Raw genomic sequence first — 15,411 nt, forward strand, 5'->3', positions numbered from 1 at the left:
CCCCCAGTGCGCTATACGTTGAGAGTGGCAAGGAGTGGGCAACCTCCTTGCCCTTGCTTTTTGTCCCCCGCTGTCGCCCGTTGTTGACGAACCAGCCCGGCGCCGAGCTGTGGCCACGGGGCGCCGACGGTCCAAGAGGCGGCCGGCCACACCGGAACGGCACTCTGCAGGGAAGCGGCCGGCTTCCAGCCAGACCCGGTCGCCTGCATGGATCAGCAGCTGAGCGCCGGTACGGCCGCGGAGTTGGGCGGCGCCCTGGACGTGGTCGGGGTGGGCGGAGCGTCCTGGGGTCGGGATGGAGGGGTGGGTGGCGGCCACGTACGGCTTCAGGGCGGACGGGTCAGTGGTGCGTGCGCGGGCGGCGCGATGCATTCGAATTCATAACATCTACTTTTGTGGTGGCTCGCTTGGCATGGCGCCGTGGCACTGGAGCGAAGCTCCCTCCCGCGCACCGCCGAGGCCGTGGCCCTGGCCGAACTGCGTGACGCAATCGTCCGCGGCGACCTGCCGCCCGGCTCTCCCATCCGCCAGAACGCCGCGGCGGAGGAGCTCGGTCTGAGCGTCATCCCGGTACCCGAGGCACTCGAGACCCTGGCCGGGGAGGGCATCGTCACCTACGTTCCGCAGCGAGGGTTCACCGTCACCGCGCTGACCCCGCGCAGCGTGGACGGGATCTTCCAGGTACGGGAGTTGATCGAAGCCGCGGCGGAGGCCAGCGCCGCAGTCCGGCGACGAGCCGAGGACGTCACCGCCACGCGCGGCGCGCTGGAGGAGCAGCGTGCCGCCACCGCGGCGGGTGACCGGGAGGCAGTCATCACCGCCAACCGCCGCTTCCACTTCGCTCTGCTGGACAGGTGCGACAACGAGTGGATGCTGCGCTTCGCCCGGCAGCTGTGGGAGGCCCTGGAACCGCATCGCGCCCTGTCCTACCGTCGCGCCGCAGCTGCGGGCGACCTGGTCCGGGCCGAGGCGGTCCTCGCCGATCACGAGGGCGATGTAGCCGCCTTCGAAGGCGGAGACCATGCCCTGGCCCTGCGGCTGTTGGCCGAGCACCGGCGGGGCGGCCTGGGGGACTTCCACCGGTTGCCGGCTCCTGCCGATCACAGCGGATGACAGACAGCCTCCAGGGTGATGAGCGCGCTACTTGGAGTCGACCCGTCCGAGCGGATTGGGTCCGGTCGTCAGCGCGTCGCGCGCTGCCTGCCACGCGGGATCCCCGGGGTGGAGCTCGGTGCGGAGGTAGGCCCAGGTGAGCCGCTGGACCACGGCGACTCGCTCGGGGTTCTCGTCCGTGGTCTCGGCGACGTCATACCCGGAGACACCACCGAGCCCGTGCTCTGCGTCGAACAGGGTGAGCAGGGACTTCGGGCCGGGGGAGAGGAAGTACGGATCGGCGTGCCAGCCCGCGCCCGCAACCGTGAGGTGGGGAGAGGTGTCCTTGTCACCGGCGACCACGAGCGCGGGCGTCCTCATCTCGGAGAAGTCCGTGGTCGAGAAGAAAGACAGGTTCTCCGCTGCCGACTCGGTGAGGGCATCACCACCTCTGCCGGGCGCGGCGAGCAGCACGCCCGCCTTGATCCGGGGCTCGGCCAGGTTCACCTCCGTTCCGTCCTGCGGATCGATGAGCCGGGCACCCAGCAGCAGGCTCGCGGTGTGCCCGCCCATCGAGTGCCCGGCTACGGCGACCTTGTTCCTGTCCAGGCGCCCGAGGAGCTGCGGGACGGCGGCCTCCAGCACGTCGAGCCGGTCGAGGATCCGAGTCATGTCCTCGGCCCGCGAACGCCAGTACAGCGGCGCTCCAGGGGTAGTGGGATCGAGGCTCAGCGTCCTCGAGCTCAGATGGGTGGGCTGGATCACGACGAATCCGTGCGCCGCCCAGAAGTTGGCGAGCGGGGCGTAGCCGTTCAGCGAGGAGAGATGGTTCGAGTGGCCCTGGCCGTGTGAGAGAAGGATGACCGGCAGCTCGCTGCCGGTCACGGGCGCGGAGACGCGCACGTGCAGATCTACGGCCCGGCCGGGTGCCGACAGCACCACCGGACTGACCGAGAGGACGGGAGTGGGGGCGCTGACGGTGTCGGCTGCGTGAGTCGATTCACTCATGGTGTGCAGTTGCCTTTCCGTAGGCTTTGCTGCCGATCCCATCGAGTGGGCAGCAGGTGAGGCGGACAGGAGCGTCCCGCTTCGGGCTACGCTCAAAGCGGATCCTCGTTCCGGAAGAATACGGAACAGCGTTCCGCTTGGTCAACTGTCGCCGGAAAACCGGAAGGAGAGCGTGGTGTCCGCTACAAGTCGGCCCGGGGAGGTGCCGGCCCGAAGCAAGCGGGCCGACGCGCTGCGCAACCAGCAGGCGCTGCTTGCCGCCGCCGCCGCGGTCTTCGCCACCTCGGGCGTCGACGCGCCGATCCGTGAGATCGCGGCCAGAGCCGGTGTCGGCTTGGGGACGATCTACCGCAACTTCCCGACCCGGGCAGATCTTGTCGTCGCCGTCTACCGTCACCAGGTCGAGGCCTGCGCCGAGGCCGGCCCGACCCTGCTGGCCGACGCCGACTCTCCCCTCGCGGCACTCCGCCAGTGGGTCGACCTCTTCGTTGATTTCCTGGTCACCAAGCACGGACTCGCCAACGCGCTGCAATCGGACAGCAGCGGCTTCGACGCGCTGCACGCCTACTTCCTCGACCGCTTGGTGCCCGTCTGCGCGCAGTTGCTGGACGCCGCGGTCGACGCGGGCGAGATCAGGCCCGGTACGCACGCCTACGAACTCATGCGCGGCATCGGCAACCTCTGCATCGGACGCGACGGCGACCCGCGCTATGACCCCCGCCGACTGATCGAGTTGCTGCTCCGGGGACTGCAACAACCGCAGTCATCCTGATGCGGACGACACTCGACGACTTCTGGCCCTGCCACTTCACCATCCAGCAAGGCCGACCCGCCCCCAGCTCCCCATTTGTCGTGATCGCCGAGGGCGGGTCGCGCCCGCTCCGTCAGCCGCGCGCGGCCACGTACAGGCTCTGCGTGCCGCGGCCGAGCGGACCCTTCTCGTCGTGCAGGGCGGACTCGGCGAGGCCGATGCCCGCGCCGTCCACCATGGTCCGGGCGTCCAGGCAGACCCACTCGCCCACGGGGTGGCGGTGGAGGTTGACGGTGAGGTCGGTGTTGATGAATACATAGCGGTGGAAGTCCAGCTCGGCGCTGACGCCGTTGCCCGAGTCGGCAGCAGTCAGTACACGGCTGAGCGGGGTGATCTCCTCGCCCGCCACCAGGGGGACGCGCATCCGCATCCACGCCGTGGCGGGGCCGGGTTCGAGGAACGAACCGGCGGCGAAGCGGATTTCCATGGCGGTGTGGTAGCCCTGGTCCCACGGGATCGGGAAGAACGCCTTCGAGGGTACGGCCTCGGGGCCGGGCACCTGCCGGCCCGGCGACACCTCCGGTACCGAGTCCGGCGCCGTCTTCATCAGCAACGCCGTCGCCCGCATCACTTCCTCACCGCCGTCGGGTGTCAGACCGAGCTCCCAGAGCTCGACGCTGCGCCCGGCGCGCAGCAGGCGCGTGGCCACGGTCAGCGGCCGTATCGGGACCGGGCGCATGATCTCGTACGTGATCCGGGCGACGCGCATGTCCGGCCGTCCGCCCGGCCGTTGCTCGGCGGCCAGCCCGAGCAGACCTGCCGGCGGTCCGGCGTGCTGGGAGTCGGCGTCCCAGGGCCCGCGAGTGTAGGCGGTGGGGAGGAACCGGTCGTCGGCCTCCCGCTCGTAGAAGGCCTCGGCTTCCGACACTGGCATGACGGTTCCTCCCGGTCGCGCGGACTGTCCCTCGGACATAGTACTAAGCGCTTGCTCATTTGCCTTGGGGTCACGCTGCCCGATCGCCACGCCAGACGGAAAGGACGACGCCGGCCGGCTCGGCAGCCGGCCGAAGGAGTCGAGCAAACCGGCGTGCGGAGAACGGACGAGAGCTGCGCTCGGGCTGTCCGGCAGGACAGCACCGAAGCGGTTCAGTGCCTGTGCGGGGCGTACGGACCTGGGATTTCCCCCGACCCTCGCGGGATCAGTCTGGTGGGCATGACGACGGTGCGGGGCGGGGAGGTGTCCCCGTGGATGCGGGCGAACAGTAGGTGCGCGGCGCTCGTCGCGAGCGCGACCGGGTCCTGGGCGATCACGGTGACCGGGGGAGTCATCTGCGCGGCCAGGGTGAAGTCGTCGAAGCTCACGAACGCGATACCGGAGGGCAGGACGGCCAGTACCCCGAACGCGACGATGTCATTGCTGGCCAGAACCGCCGTGGGTGGCTCGGGCGAGGAGAGGATCTCGGTGACGGCCTTGGCGGCGTCCGGGCCCGACCTCAGTCCATGTCGGATGAGCGCCGGATCGGCTTCGATGCCCGAGGCTTTCAGTGCTGCCAGGTACCCGCGATAGCGTTCGCCGACGGCCCAGATCTCCTGCTTGTCGCCGAGGTAGCCGATGCGGCGGTGGCCGTGCGCAATCAGGTGCTGGACGGCCTCCTTGACGGCCCCGAAGTTGTCCACCACCACGGTGTCGACCTTCAGACCGGCCGCCGCCCTGTCCACGCACACGATTTTGGTCCCCTGCGCCTGTGCCGCGCGCAGGAAGCGGTGGCTGCCCGCGACGGGGGTCAGGATCAGCCCATCGACGCGGCGGGCGGTGAAGGCCGCGATGACTTCCCGTTCCCGGCGAAGGTCGTCCCGGCTGGAGCCGATCAGCACCATGCTGCCGCGCTGGCGGGCGACGTCCTCCGCCGCTGATGCGACCGCGGCCATGAAGGGGTCGGCGACGTTGTCGACCACCAGTCCGATGGTCTGACTCAACTGGTCCGCGCGGCGCAGTTGGCGAGCCACATCGTCGCGCTGATAGCCCAGCTTCCGGACCGCGGCCTCCACGCGTGCAGCGGTCTGGGGGGCGACGGCCGAATCACCGTTGACGACCCGGGACACCGTCATCGCGCTGACGCCCGCTTCTGCGGCTACGTCTTTCATCGTGGGCCGCGTGGCCACGCTGCGTCCTCCAGGTGGGTCACTTTCGAGCATCGATTAGTTAACGTTACCATCCGGTTGCCAAGGCCGAGCCACCACCGGATCACCCCTCGACGGTTACTTGGTGGCGCGCCGATTCACCTGTTCCGTATCAGCGCCCGGGACGCGCGGCTCACCGCTCCCGCTCCCGTTCCGGGGCGGACCTGGCTGGACCGGGCCGCTGTGGGCGAAGCTCTGCGAGCCTGCAAGAGCGGTGACATCGACACAAAGGGCACCGCTCAACTCGGCGATGAACGCGCCTTACGACTCGTCACTCCGCTGACCGCGGACGAGATCCCGTGTGCGCCGACCCTTGACACCCATCTGGAGCCGCCCCAGAATCAGCGCCACTGTTAACGATACCAACCCGAAGGCGCAGCATGGCCTCTGCAAGGGAACCACTTCTCGCGGCACACGGCGTGGTCAAACGATTCGGCCACGTCCAGGCCCTCCAGGGTGCCGATTTCACGGCGTATCCCGGTGAGGTCGTCGCTCTGATCGGTGACAACGGTGCCGGTAAATCGACTCTGGTGAACGTGCTGTCGGGCGTGATCACCCCGGACGGCGGCGAGGTCCGTCTGGAGGGGGTGCCGGTGCGGTTCGGTGGGCCGGTGGACGCGCGGCGTCATGGCGTGGAGACCGTGTACCAGGACCTGTCGCTGGCGCCCGATCTGGATGCGGCGGCCAATCTGTATCTCGGCCGAGAGCTTTTGCGCGGTGGCCTGCTGGGCCACCTGGGCGTGCTCGACCGACCCGCGATGCGGCGGGAGGCGGTCAAGGCGTTCGCCGAACTCGGCGTCGAACTGAAGGACGTGACAGCGCCTGTGACAACGTTGTCGGGCGGTCAGCGTCAGTCCGTCGCCGTGGCTCGTGCGGTTGCGTTCGCCAACAAGGTCATCTTCATGGACGAGCCGACCGCCGCTCTGGGGGTCGTCCAGCGTGCCCGCGTGCTGGACACCGTTCGGCGGGTCGCCGACCGGGGCATCTGCGTCGTGCTGATCAGCCACAACATGCCCGAAGTGCTGTCGGTGGCGGACCGGGTGGAGGTACTGCGGCTGGGCCGGCGGGTCGCCTCGTACACAGCGGCCGACACCACCATCGAGGAACTCGTCGGGGCCATGACCGGATCGCTCGACGGAGCCGCGCAGAAGAACGCGGCCCTCGGCTCGGCCGGTGCAACGGAAGCGGAGGAAGGGCGATGACTGCCGACAGCCAGGAAATCGAGCAGGTTGCACAGCCGCACGATCCGCCCCGGTCCGGCAACGGACGGATCGTTGTTCCCACATGGCTGCGGCGGGCGGCATCTGTCAGTGAACTGTGGACTTTCGTGATCCTCGTGGCGCTGGTCGCGTTCTTCACCATCGCCGCGCCGGGCAGGTTCTTCACCGCGTACGACCTCACGCAGATCGCCGTCAACGCGGCCATCTACCTGGTGCTGGGTGTCGGAATGACGTACGTGGTCATCACCGCGGGCATAGATCTGTCGATCGGCTCGGTCCTTGTTCTGGCGGCGGTGGCCGCGGGCGAGTACAACATCCACCACGGCGGGGCCACCGCCGGCTGGGGCGCGGTCGCAGTCTGTGTCCTCATCGCACTGGCCGTCGGCACCGCGTGGGGCGCGCTGCAGGGATTGGTGGTGGCGACCGAGAAGGTGCCCCCGCTGATCGTGACGCTCGGCGGGCTGGGTGCGGCGCTCGGTCTGGCCGAACTCGCCACCGGTGGCCAGGATCCGGCCGGTGCGGCATCCGCCAACCTGCAGAACAGTCTCGGCTTCGGCAAGGTGCTCGGCATCCCGTGGTTGGTGATCCTCGCCGCCGTGGTCACCGCCGTGTTCGGCGCGGTGCTGGGCGGTACGAAGTTCGGCAACTACACGCTGGCGATCGGCTCCAACCCGGCTGCCGTACGCCGCGCGGGCATACCGGTGGGCCGTCACCTGATCAAGGTGTACGGGCTGATGGGTCTGCTGGCCGGACTGGGCGCGGTGATGTGGCTGGCCTCATACGGCACGACGTCCATCGCCGGACACTCCACCGACAACCTGAAGGTGATCACCGCAGTGGTCCTCGGCGGGACCAGCCTTTTCGGCGGGCGTGGATCGGTGCTGGGCACGGTGATCGGCGTGTTCATTCCCGCGGTGCTCACCACCGGACTGATCGTCATCGGCGTTCAGCAGTACTGGCAGGACGTGGCGGTGGGGGTCGTGCTGGTCGCAGCCGTCTACATCGACCAGATGCGCAGGAAGACCCGAGAGCGCACCTAGTGCCCCGGCAGGCAACGTTCGCCCCGTCGTGACGCCCGGCACTCCCCCAAGCTCTTCGAGCAGGGGGGACCCCCACTCGCCGCACCGGCCGAAAGCCCAAGTACGTCCAGTACGAGGACTTCCGGCCGGCACGCCGAGAGCACGCACCGGACGTCACTCCTTGACGGGCGAACGTTGCCTGCCGGGGCACTAGTCACCCCACGCCGCCTCAACACCCCACATCCGCAGGCGGCATGGAGACCCCAGATCCCCGCGGCCTCACCCCCGCAGTCAGGGCGGGACAAGCACCCACGGCGCCGAGCGCGCAGCTAAGGAGAACACCGTGATGTCGAGCATTCGCAGCAAGCACACCCTACTGGTCGCCGCAGGCGCTGCGCTGGTCCTGGCCACCACCGCCGCATGCAGTTCGTCGAGCAGCGGCACGGGTTCGGGGTCGGCGGGAGGCGCTGCCCACAAGAAGGTCAGGCTGATCACGGGTGTGAAGAGCGATCCCTTCTACATCACCATGACCTGTGCCGCTCAGAACGAGGCCAAGGCCAAGGGCATGGACTTCAGTGCCGACGGTTCCGCGCAGTGGGACGTGTCGGTCCAGCGCCCCCTCCTCGACTCGGTCGCGGCCGCCCGGCCCGACGGGCTGATGATCTCGCCGGTCGACACCAGCGCACTCACCCCCTCGCTCAAGCAGATCCAGTCGTCCGGAACCAAGCTCGCGCTCGTGGACACCACGGTCAGCGACACCTCGGTCGGCATCACCCGTATCTCGTCCGACAACGAGAAGGGCGGCCGGGTCGCCGCCGACGCGCTCGCCAAGCTGATGAACGAGAAGGGCTCGGTCATCGTGATCAGCGTGAAGCCCGGCGTCTCCACCACCGACGCCCGGATCAAGGGCTTCACCGAGGAAATGGCCAAGTACCCCGACATCAAGGTGCTGCCCACCCTCTACGACAACGACCTGCCGGCCACCGCGGCCTCCCAGATCCAGTCGACGCTGGCGGCCCACCCCGACCTGGGCGGCGTCTTCGCCGGCAACACCAACACCGGCCAGGGCATCGCGACCGGCCTCAAGCACGCCGGGAAGCAGGGCACCGTCAAGGTCGCCGCCTTCGACGCAGAACCCGACGAGACAGCTGCGCTCAAGGCGGGTTCCCTCCAGGTCCTGGTCGCCCAGGATCCGGCAGCGATCGGGAAGCAGGCGGTCGACCAACTCGCCGCCGCCTTCGAGGGCAAGCCCGTCGACAAGGCGGTCGGCACCAACATGGTCGCCATAACGAAGGCCAACATGAACGACCCCGCGGTCAGCAAGTACTTCTACAAATCAGGCTGCTGACCCACCCGCAACCGCCGGGTGGACCCGTCCTCCTGCTCATCGGGTGCGGCCCCACCCGGCGGTCCTGCGCGGACCTGGTCGGGCCACAGGGGGTGACCAGTTCCCTGTCTGGTGGTGAGTCGTTGTGGTACGGGCGTCCTCGTCGACGGCTGCCTGATCGAGCCAGCCCAGGACGGTGCTGGCGCCCGCTGTGCCCTCCCGGCAGGGCACCTGGTGCCCGAGGGGCAGCGAGGGGTCAGCGACGCCGGTGGGCGTTGAGGCGGGCGGCCTGGCGCGTCAGGTAATCGCGCTCGGCGAGGTTGGGTGCCTTGTGGGCCGCCTCGGCGTACAGCCGCGCCGCCGTCGCCAGGTCGCCGTCGCGCTCGTGGAGGTACGCCGCCACCGCGGCATGGCGGGGCAGTGAGTCGTTCAGCGCCGCGAGCGCCGCCAGCCCGGCGCGAGGTCCGTCGGCCTCGCCGACGGCCACCGCGCGGTTGAGCCGGACGACCGGGCTGTCGGTCAGGCGCAGAAGCTCGTCGTACCACTCGACGATCTGCACCCAGTCCGTCTCCTCGGCGGTGGCCGCGTCGGCGTGGAGTGCCGCGACGGCGGCCTGGGCCTGGAACTCGCCAAGCCGGTCGCGGGCGAGGGCCGCCTGCAGGATCTCGACGCCCTCGGCGATCGACTCGGTGTCCCACCGGCCGCGGTCCTGCTCGGCCAGCGGCACCAGGCTGCCGTCGGGCGCGATCCGGGTGGCGCGCCGGGCGTGGTGGAGCAGCATGAGGGCGAGCAGCCCCGCCACCTCGGGGTGGTCGATCGCGGCCGCGAGCTGCCGGGTGAGCCGGATGGCCTCGGCGGCGAGATCGACGTCGCCGGAGTAGCCCTCGTTGAAGACCAGGTAGAGGACGCGCAGCACGGTGGCGACGTCGCCGGGCTGGTCGAACCGCACGTCGGAGACGGTGCGCTTGGCACGGCTGATGCGCTGCGCCATCGTCGCCTCGGGCACCAGGTAGGCCTGGGCGATCTGACGGGTGGTGAGCCCGCCGACCGCGCGCAGCGTGAGCGCGACCGCGGACGACGGTGTGAGCGACGGGTGGGCGCACAGGAAGTACAGCTGGAGCGTGTCGTCCGCCGTCGGCGCGGGCCCGGGCGCCGGCTCGCCGTCGACCAGGTCCTCGCGCCGGCGGCGGGCTGCGTCCGCCCGGGTCGCGTCGAGGAACCGGCGCCAGGCCACGGTGACCAGCCAGCCCTTCGGGTCCCGCGGCTGGTCGGCCGGCCAGACGCGGACCGCCTCGACCAGCGCGTCCTGCACGGCGTCCTCGGCCGCCGCGAAGTCGGCTCCGCGGCGGACGAGGATCCCGAGCACGCTCGGCGTGAGGCTCCGGAGCAGGGCCTCGTTCATCGATGGGGGCACTCCGTGATGGTGGGCGGCGCGGCCAGGAACGGGCGCACCTCGAGCCACTCGTGGATCGGCTTCCCGCCCGCCCCGGGGGCCGCCGACAGTTCCCCGGCCAGCTCGATGGCGCGCTCGTAGCTGTCGACATCGATCACCATCCAGCCGGCGATGAGGTCCTTGGTCTCGGCGAATGGGCCGTCGGTGACCGGCGGGCGGCCCTCACCGTCGTACCGCACGAACGTCCCCTCGGGCGCGAGCGCCTGACCGTCGACGAACTCGCCGGTCCCCTCGAGCCGGGCCGCGAAGTCCTGCATGTACTTCACGTGCGCCGAGATCTCCTCCGGCGTCCACTGGTCCATGGGCACGTCGTTGACCGGAGCCGGAGCGCCGCGGTAGTGCTTGAGCAGCAAGTACTTGGCCATCGTGTGTCTCCTCGGTGCTGGTGCGACCATTGTGGTCGCGTTCACCACGGGGACGGAGCCAGGCACCGGTTCTCGACATCGCCGCCCGAATTACTTTTGCGGTGGACCCAGCCCCGTTGAACCGGCCGTCCCCCGTGGCCCTTCCCCCGTAGGACTCACCCGCCCCACAGCGTGACATACACCGGCGGCCGGAACTGGGAGGGTGGGACGCCCGTGCCGGGTGCGCGCATGATGCGGGTCGCTGCGGGGGTGTGCAGGAAGTGCAGGAACGCGTCGGTGGCCGGGGAGCGGTGCTCGGGCTGCAGGACGGTGGCGTGCCATGTGGCGTCCGACGGCGTCGCCGGGGTCTCCAGCACGCGCAGCTCGTCACGCCGGATGCGGGGTGACACCAGATGGGCCGGCGCCGGCGCCACCCCCGCGCCCTCGGCGGCGGCCGCCCAGGTCGCGGCCTGGTTGGGGAACACCCACACGTGCCCCTCGGCCACACCGAGCCGGCGCAGCAGCCGCCCGGAGTCCGCGTCCGGATCGGTCCCGGAGGAATCGACCAGCCACGACCACTGCGACGGCGGACCGGGCGGCCGCGGCGACCTGGCGCCGGTCACCACGACCAGCTGGGTGCGGAACAGCGGCTCGCTGACCAGTTCGCCCCGGCGGAGCGCGCCGAGGTACGGCCCGAGCGCGACGTCGGCCAGCCGGTTTTCCAGCAGCACGCGTATCTCGTTGCCGACGGCCACCCCGAACGAGGTTTCGGTCCTGCGTCCCGAGCGTTCGGCGAAGGCCTCCACCAGCGACGGGAGCACGAACTCGGCCAGCGTGCTCGTGGCGACGACCCGCAGCTCGTCGGGCGCACCCCGCGCCGCCCGCACCGCCGCCTCGGCGTCCGCGCTCAGCGCGACCATCCGCGACGCGACCGGCAGCAGCCGCGCCCCCGCGGGCGTCAGACGCATCGCTCCGCCGCCGACGCGCCGGATCAGGGGATCGCCGAAGTGGGTGCGCAGCGCGGTGAGCGTCTGCGACACCGCGGACTCGCTCACGTTCAGGGTCCGTGCCGCGGCGGCCACCGAACCGAGCCGGGCGACCAGCACGAAGGTACTGAGCTGTGTGACGGTCACTAGCTGATTTTCGCGCGTTTGAGAGGATAAGTGAACGCTTATCGACCCATTGCATGGGGGATGCGGAAAAGCGCAGCATCACTGCACAACGGGCACAACGTTCCGGGAGGGCCCGATGCAGGTTCCCGCTGCATTCCAGTACGAGACGGCCACCAGCCTCGAGCATGCGATCGAGCTGCTCACACGGTACGGCCCGGAGGCCAGGGTGGTGGCGGGCGGACACAGCCTGCTGCCGATGATGAAGCTGCGGCTGGCCCAGCCCGAAGCCCTGATCGACATCAACGGCCTCGGCGAGCTGGCGTTGATCCGGGTGGACGGTCACGATCTGTCCGTCGGAGCGATGGTCCGCCACGCGCAGCTGCTCGACTCGCCGGTCGTCGGCGAGCACTTCCCCATCCTGCGCGACGCGGAACGGGTCATCGCCGATCCGCTCGTACGCAACCGCGGCACCGTGGGCGGCTCGCTGTGCCAGGCCGACCCGTCCGAGGATTTGTCCGCGGCGTTCTCGGCACTGCGGGCGACCCTTGTCGCCCAGGGCCCCCGCGGCAGGCGCACCATCGGGATCAGGAAGTTCTTCCTCGGCCCGTACGAGACCGCGCTGGACGAAGCGGAGCTTGTGGTGGAGATCCGCGTGCCCATCCGCTCGCACGCCAGCGCCTACCGCAAGGTCGAGCGCCGGGTCGGTGACTGGGCGGTCGTCGCCGCGGGAGCGGTGCTGGAGATCTCCGACGGGGCCATCACCGAGGCCGGGATCGGGCTGACCGCGGTGGGTGCCCCACGGTTCGTGGCCGAGGAGGCCGAGGACTTCCTGCGCGGTGGACGGCCGGACGACGAGGCCTTCGCCGAGGCGGGCCGGATCGCCGCGCAGGAGTGCAGGCCGACAGCCGACCAGCGCGGCCCGGCCGACTACAAGCGGCATCTGGCCGGAGAGCTCACCATCCGGGCGCTGCGCGCCGCCGCCGCACGCGCCCAGGGGCAGGAGGCCTGACATGCGGATCACCGTGACCGTGAACGGCGAGCAGTACACGAGGGACGTGGAGCCCAGGCTGCTGCTCGTGCACTTTCTGCGCGACGAACTCGGGCTCACCGGCACCCACTGGGGCTGCGACACCTCCAACTGCGGGGTGTGCGCCGTCTGGTTGGACGGGACGCCGGTGAAGTCCTGCACGGTGCTCGCGGTGATGGCCGACGGCCATGAGGTGCGCACCGTCGAGGGCCTGGCGCACGGGGCCGAACTCGACCCGGTGCAGCAGGGATTCGTCGCCTGCCACGGGCTGCAGTGCGGCTTCTGCACGCCGGGGATGATGATGACCGCCCGCTGGCTGCTCGACCACAACGCGGACCCGTCCGAGGAGGACATCCGCAAGGCCATCTCCGGACAACTGTGCCGGTGCACCGGTTACGAGAACATCGTGCGCTCCATCCGCTGGGCCGCCGAGCACGGCGGCGGGGCGCGGACCGCCGACACGGGCACCGAGCCGGCGCCCGGCCGCGAGGAGGTGCGGGCATGACGACCACCGAGGAACGGCCCGTCGGCTTCGGACGGATGACCCGCAAGGAGGACGCGCGGTTCGTCCGCGGGCACGGGACCTACGTCGACGACGTGCGGCTGCCCGGAATGCTGCACGGGGCCGTGCTGCGCAGCCCGCTGGCGCACGCCCGGATCGTGTCGATCGACACCAGCGCCGCGGAGGCGCACCCGAAGGTCAAGGCCGTGATCACCGGGCAGACCCTGGCCGGGCTCGGGCTGGCCTGGATGCCCACACTCTCGTACGACTCCCAGGCGGTGCTGGCCACCGACAAGGTGCGCTTCCAGGGCCAGGAGGTCGCCTTCGTCGTCGCCGAGGACCGCTACGCGGCCCGGGACGCCCTCGAACTGATCGACGTGGAATACGAACCGCTGCCGCCGGTCGCCGACGCCCGCCGGGCGCTCGACCCGGACGCGCCGGTCATCCGCGACGACAAGGACCAGCAGACCGACAACCACATCTTCGACTGGTCGACCGGTGACAAGGATCGCACCGACGAGGTCTTCGCGGCCGCCGACGTCGTGGTGGAGCAGGACATGCTGTACCCGCGGGTGCACCCGGCGCCGCTGGAGACCTGCGGCACCGTGGCGGACATGGACGCCATCACCGGGAAGCTGACGGTGTGGTCCACCACCCAGGCCCCGCACGCACACCGCACGCTCTACGCGATGGTGGCCGGCATCCCGGAACACAAGATCCGGATCATCGCCCCGGACATCGGTGGCGGCTTCGGCAACAAGGTCGGCATCTACCCCGGTTACGTGTGCGCGGTCGTCGGTTCGATCGTCACCGGCAAGCCGGTCAAGTGGATGGAGGACCGCTCGGAGAACCTGATGAGCACCTCCTTCGCCCGCGACTACCACATGCACGGGGAGATCGCGGCGACGAGGGACGGGAAGATCCAGGCCCTGCGGGTCCATGTGATCGCCGACCACGGCGCCTTCAACGCGACCGCGCAGCCGTCCCACTTCCCAGCCGGCTTCTTCGGCGTCTTCACCGGCTCGTACGACCTGGCCGCCGCGCACTGCACCGTGACGGGCGTCTACACCAACAAGGCGCCCGGCGGGGTCGCCTACGCCTGCTCGTTCCGCGTCACCGAGGCCGTGTACCTGGTCGAGCGGATGGTCGACCTGCTCGCGGCCGAGCTCGGCGAGGACCCCGCCGAGCTGCGGCTGCGCAACCTGCTGCGACCGGCGCAGTTCCCGTACCGGACGCAGACCGGGTGGGAGTACGACTCCGGCGACTACCCGCGGGCCCTGCGGCTGGCGATGGACATGGCGCACTACGAGGACCTGCGCGGGGAGCAGGCCGAGAGGCGCGAGCGCGGCGAACTGATGGGCATCGGGGTCGCCTTCTTCACCGAGGCCGTCGGCGCCGGCCCGCGCAAGCACATGGACATCCTCGGGCTGGGCATGGCCGACGGCGCCGAACTGCGTGTTCACCCGACCGGCAAGGCGGTGCTGCGCATCTCCGTGCAGAGCCAGGGACAGGGCCACGAGACGACCTTCGCGCAGATCGTCGCCGAGGAACTGGGCATCCCGCCCGACGACGTCGAGGTGGTGCACGGCGACACCGACCAGACCCCGTTCGGACTCGGTACCTACGGCTCCCGTTCGACACCGGTGTCCGGAGCGGCGGCCGCGATGGTCGCCCGCAAGGTACGCGAGCGCGCGCGGCTCGTGGCCTCGGCGATGCTCGAAGCGAACCCCGACGACCTGGAATGGGAGAAGGGCCGCTGGTTCGTCACGGGGGACCCCGACCAGGGCAGGACCATCGCCGAGATCGCCCTTGCGGCGCACTCCAACCTGGAGCTGCCCGAGGGAGTCGAGGGCCACTTGGACGCGACCTGTGTCTACAACCCGCCGAACCTCACCTTCCCCTTCGGGGCGTACATCTGCGTCGTCGACGTGGACGCCGACACCGGCCAGGTGAAGGTGCGCCGCTTCATCGCGGTGGACGACTGCGGCAACCGGATCAACCCCACGATCGTCGAGGGTCAGGTGCACGGCGGGCTCGCCGACGGTCTCGGCATGGCGCTCATGCAGGTGATCGCCTTCGACGAGGACGGCAACTGCCTCGGTGGGTCGTTCATGGACTATCTCCTGCCCACCTCGGTCGAGTGTCCTTCCTGGGAGCTCGGCGAGACCGTCACGCCCTCCCCGCACCACCCCATCGGAGCCAAGGGCGTCGGTGAGTCCGCCACGGTGGGCTCGCCCGCCGCGGTGGTCAACGCCGTGGTCGACGCGCTGAAACCGCTCGGCGTACGCCATGCCGACATGCCGCTGACGCCCGCCGCGGTGTGGCGGGCCGCCCAGGGCCGGCCGCTGCGCACCGACCTGGCGATCACCTGAGGC

The 15,411-nt window shown here is 70.3% G+C and carries 14 protein-coding genes; 8 read left to right on the plus strand and 6 right to left on the minus strand.

The window, feature by feature from the left end; genetic code table 11:
- Window positions 1–420 precede the first annotated feature (420 nt).
- Window positions 421–1,113: a GntR family transcriptional regulator gene (locus tag AB0A61_RS30520; protein WP_361299287.1), complete on the plus strand. Its 693-nt coding sequence runs from the start codon at window positions 421–423 to the stop codon at window positions 1,111–1,113.
- A gap of 27 nt (window positions 1,114–1,140) precedes the next feature.
- On the opposite strand, the gene AB0A61_RS30525 is transcribed toward AB0A61_RS30520, so the two are convergent.
- Window positions 1,141–2,100, minus strand: a complete 960-nt coding sequence (locus tag AB0A61_RS30525; protein WP_361299290.1) for a chlorophyllase — start codon at window positions 2,098–2,100, stop codon at window positions 1,141–1,143.
- 175 nt (window positions 2,101–2,275) lie between these two features.
- Between AB0A61_RS30525 and AB0A61_RS30530 the strand changes: the two genes are divergently transcribed.
- Window positions 2,276–2,872, plus strand: a complete 597-nt coding sequence (locus AB0A61_RS30530) for a TetR/AcrR family transcriptional regulator (RefSeq protein ID WP_361299293.1) — start codon at window positions 2,276–2,278, stop codon at window positions 2,870–2,872.
- A 112-nt stretch (window positions 2,873–2,984) separates the two neighbouring features.
- Here AB0A61_RS30530 and AB0A61_RS30535 read toward each other — a convergent pair whose 3' ends face one another.
- Together AB0A61_RS30535 and AB0A61_RS30540 are read right to left on the minus strand one after the other, a co-directional pair.
- Complete coding sequence (locus tag AB0A61_RS30535; RefSeq protein WP_361299296.1) at window positions 2,985–3,785, minus strand: thioesterase family protein; 801 nt, start codon at window positions 3,783–3,785, stop codon at window positions 2,985–2,987.
- Between the two features lie 212 nt (window positions 3,786–3,997).
- Window positions 3,998–5,014 carry a LacI family DNA-binding transcriptional regulator gene (locus tag AB0A61_RS30540; RefSeq protein ID WP_361299298.1) on the minus strand — a complete coding sequence of 339 codons (1,017 nt, stop codon included), beginning with the start codon at window positions 5,012–5,014 and terminating at the stop codon, window positions 3,998–4,000.
- 398 nt (window positions 5,015–5,412) lie between these two features.
- Here AB0A61_RS30540 and AB0A61_RS30545 point away from each other — a divergent pair, with 398 nt between their 5' ends.
- The 3 genes from AB0A61_RS30545 (at window position 5,413) to AB0A61_RS30555 (ending at window position 8,619) form a co-directional block, all read left to right on the plus strand.
- Complete coding sequence (locus AB0A61_RS30545) at window positions 5,413–6,234, plus strand: ATP-binding cassette domain-containing protein (RefSeq protein ID WP_361299301.1); 822 nt, start codon at window positions 5,413–5,415, stop codon at window positions 6,232–6,234.
- Window positions 6,231–7,292: an ABC transporter permease gene (locus AB0A61_RS30550; RefSeq protein WP_361299304.1), complete on the plus strand. Its 1,062-nt coding sequence runs from the start codon at window positions 6,231–6,233 to the stop codon at window positions 7,290–7,292. Before AB0A61_RS30545 ends, AB0A61_RS30550 begins: the two co-directional genes overlap by 4 nt.
- Before the next feature lie 325 nt (window positions 7,293–7,617).
- Window positions 7,618–8,619, plus strand: a complete 1,002-nt coding sequence (locus AB0A61_RS30555; protein ID WP_361299307.1) for an ABC transporter substrate-binding protein — start codon at window positions 7,618–7,620, stop codon at window positions 8,617–8,619.
- A gap of 235 nt (window positions 8,620–8,854) precedes the next feature.
- Here the strand turns inward: AB0A61_RS30555 and AB0A61_RS30560 are convergent, their stop codons facing one another.
- The 3 genes from AB0A61_RS30560 to AB0A61_RS30570 all read right to left on the minus strand — a co-directional run bounded on the left by AB0A61_RS30560 (window position 8,855) and on the right by AB0A61_RS30570 (window position 11,528).
- A complete protein-coding gene (locus AB0A61_RS30560; protein WP_361299310.1) occupies window positions 8,855–10,000 on the minus strand; it encodes a DUF6596 domain-containing protein in 1,146 nt (381 codons plus the stop codon).
- Window positions 9,997–10,416: a YciI family protein gene (locus tag AB0A61_RS30565; protein ID WP_361299313.1), complete on the minus strand. Its 420-nt coding sequence runs from the start codon at window positions 10,414–10,416 to the stop codon at window positions 9,997–9,999. The genes AB0A61_RS30560 and AB0A61_RS30565 overlap by 4 nt, the downstream gene beginning before the upstream one ends.
- 155 nt (window positions 10,417–10,571) lie before the next feature.
- Window positions 10,572–11,528 (minus strand): LysR family transcriptional regulator, encoded by a 957-nt coding sequence (locus AB0A61_RS30570; protein ID WP_361299316.1) that lies wholly within the window; start codon window positions 11,526–11,528, stop codon window positions 10,572–10,574.
- A gap of 115 nt (window positions 11,529–11,643) precedes the next feature.
- Between AB0A61_RS30570 and AB0A61_RS30575 the strand changes: the two genes are divergently transcribed.
- The 3 genes from AB0A61_RS30575 to AB0A61_RS30585 are packed head-to-tail and all read left to right on the plus strand — an operon-like array spanning window position 11,644 to window position 15,408.
- Complete coding sequence (locus AB0A61_RS30575; RefSeq protein WP_361299319.1) at window positions 11,644–12,516, plus strand: xanthine dehydrogenase family protein subunit M; 873 nt, start codon at window positions 11,644–11,646, stop codon at window positions 12,514–12,516.
- A 1-nt stretch (window position 12,517) separates the two neighbouring features.
- On the plus strand, window positions 12,518–13,039 hold the full coding sequence (locus tag AB0A61_RS30580; protein WP_361299322.1) for a (2Fe-2S)-binding protein: 522 nt from the start codon (window positions 12,518–12,520) through the stop codon (window positions 13,037–13,039).
- Window positions 13,036–15,408, plus strand: coding sequence for an aerobic carbon-monoxide dehydrogenase large subunit (locus AB0A61_RS30585; RefSeq protein WP_361299325.1), 2,373 nt, complete (start codon window positions 13,036–13,038; stop codon window positions 15,406–15,408). Before AB0A61_RS30580 ends, AB0A61_RS30585 begins: the two co-directional genes overlap by 4 nt.
- Window positions 15,409–15,411: the final 3 nt, after the last annotated feature.

The sequence above is a fragment of the Streptomyces sp. NPDC046197 genome (assembly GCF_040646295.1).
Lineage (GTDB): Bacteria > Actinomycetota > Actinomycetes > Streptomycetales > Streptomycetaceae > Streptomyces.

Bases quoted from the DNA above. Each gene is read 5' to 3' on its own strand.
- AB0A61_RS30525 (WP_361299290.1), bottom strand. From the start codon at position 2,100: ATGAGTGAATCGACTCACGCAGCCGACACCGTCAGCGCCCCCACTCCC.
- AB0A61_RS30535 (WP_361299296.1), bottom strand. From the start codon at position 3,785: ATGCCAGTGTCGGAAGCCGAGGCCTTCTACGAGCGGGAGGCCGACGAC.
- AB0A61_RS30545 (WP_361299301.1), top strand. From the start codon at position 5,413: ATGGCCTCTGCAAGGGAACCACTTCTCGCGGCACACGGCGTGGTCAAA.
- AB0A61_RS30550 (WP_361299304.1), top strand. From the start codon at position 6,231: ATGACTGCCGACAGCCAGGAAATCGAGCAGGTTGCACAGCCGCACGAT.
- AB0A61_RS30555 (WP_361299307.1), top strand. From the start codon at position 7,618: ATGTCGAGCATTCGCAGCAAGCACACCCTACTGGTCGCCGCAGGCGCT.
- AB0A61_RS30560 (WP_361299310.1), bottom strand. From the start codon at position 10,000: ATGAACGAGGCCCTGCTCCGGAGCCTCACGCCGAGCGTGCTCGGGATC.
- AB0A61_RS30565 (WP_361299313.1), bottom strand. From the start codon at position 10,416: ATGGCCAAGTACTTGCTGCTCAAGCACTACCGCGGCGCTCCGGCTCCG.
- AB0A61_RS30575 (WP_361299319.1), top strand. From the start codon at position 11,644: ATGCAGGTTCCCGCTGCATTCCAGTACGAGACGGCCACCAGCCTCGAG.
- AB0A61_RS30580 (WP_361299322.1), top strand. From the start codon at position 12,518: ATGCGGATCACCGTGACCGTGAACGGCGAGCAGTACACGAGGGACGTG.
- AB0A61_RS30585 (WP_361299325.1), top strand. From the start codon at position 13,036: ATGACGACCACCGAGGAACGGCCCGTCGGCTTCGGACGGATGACCCGC.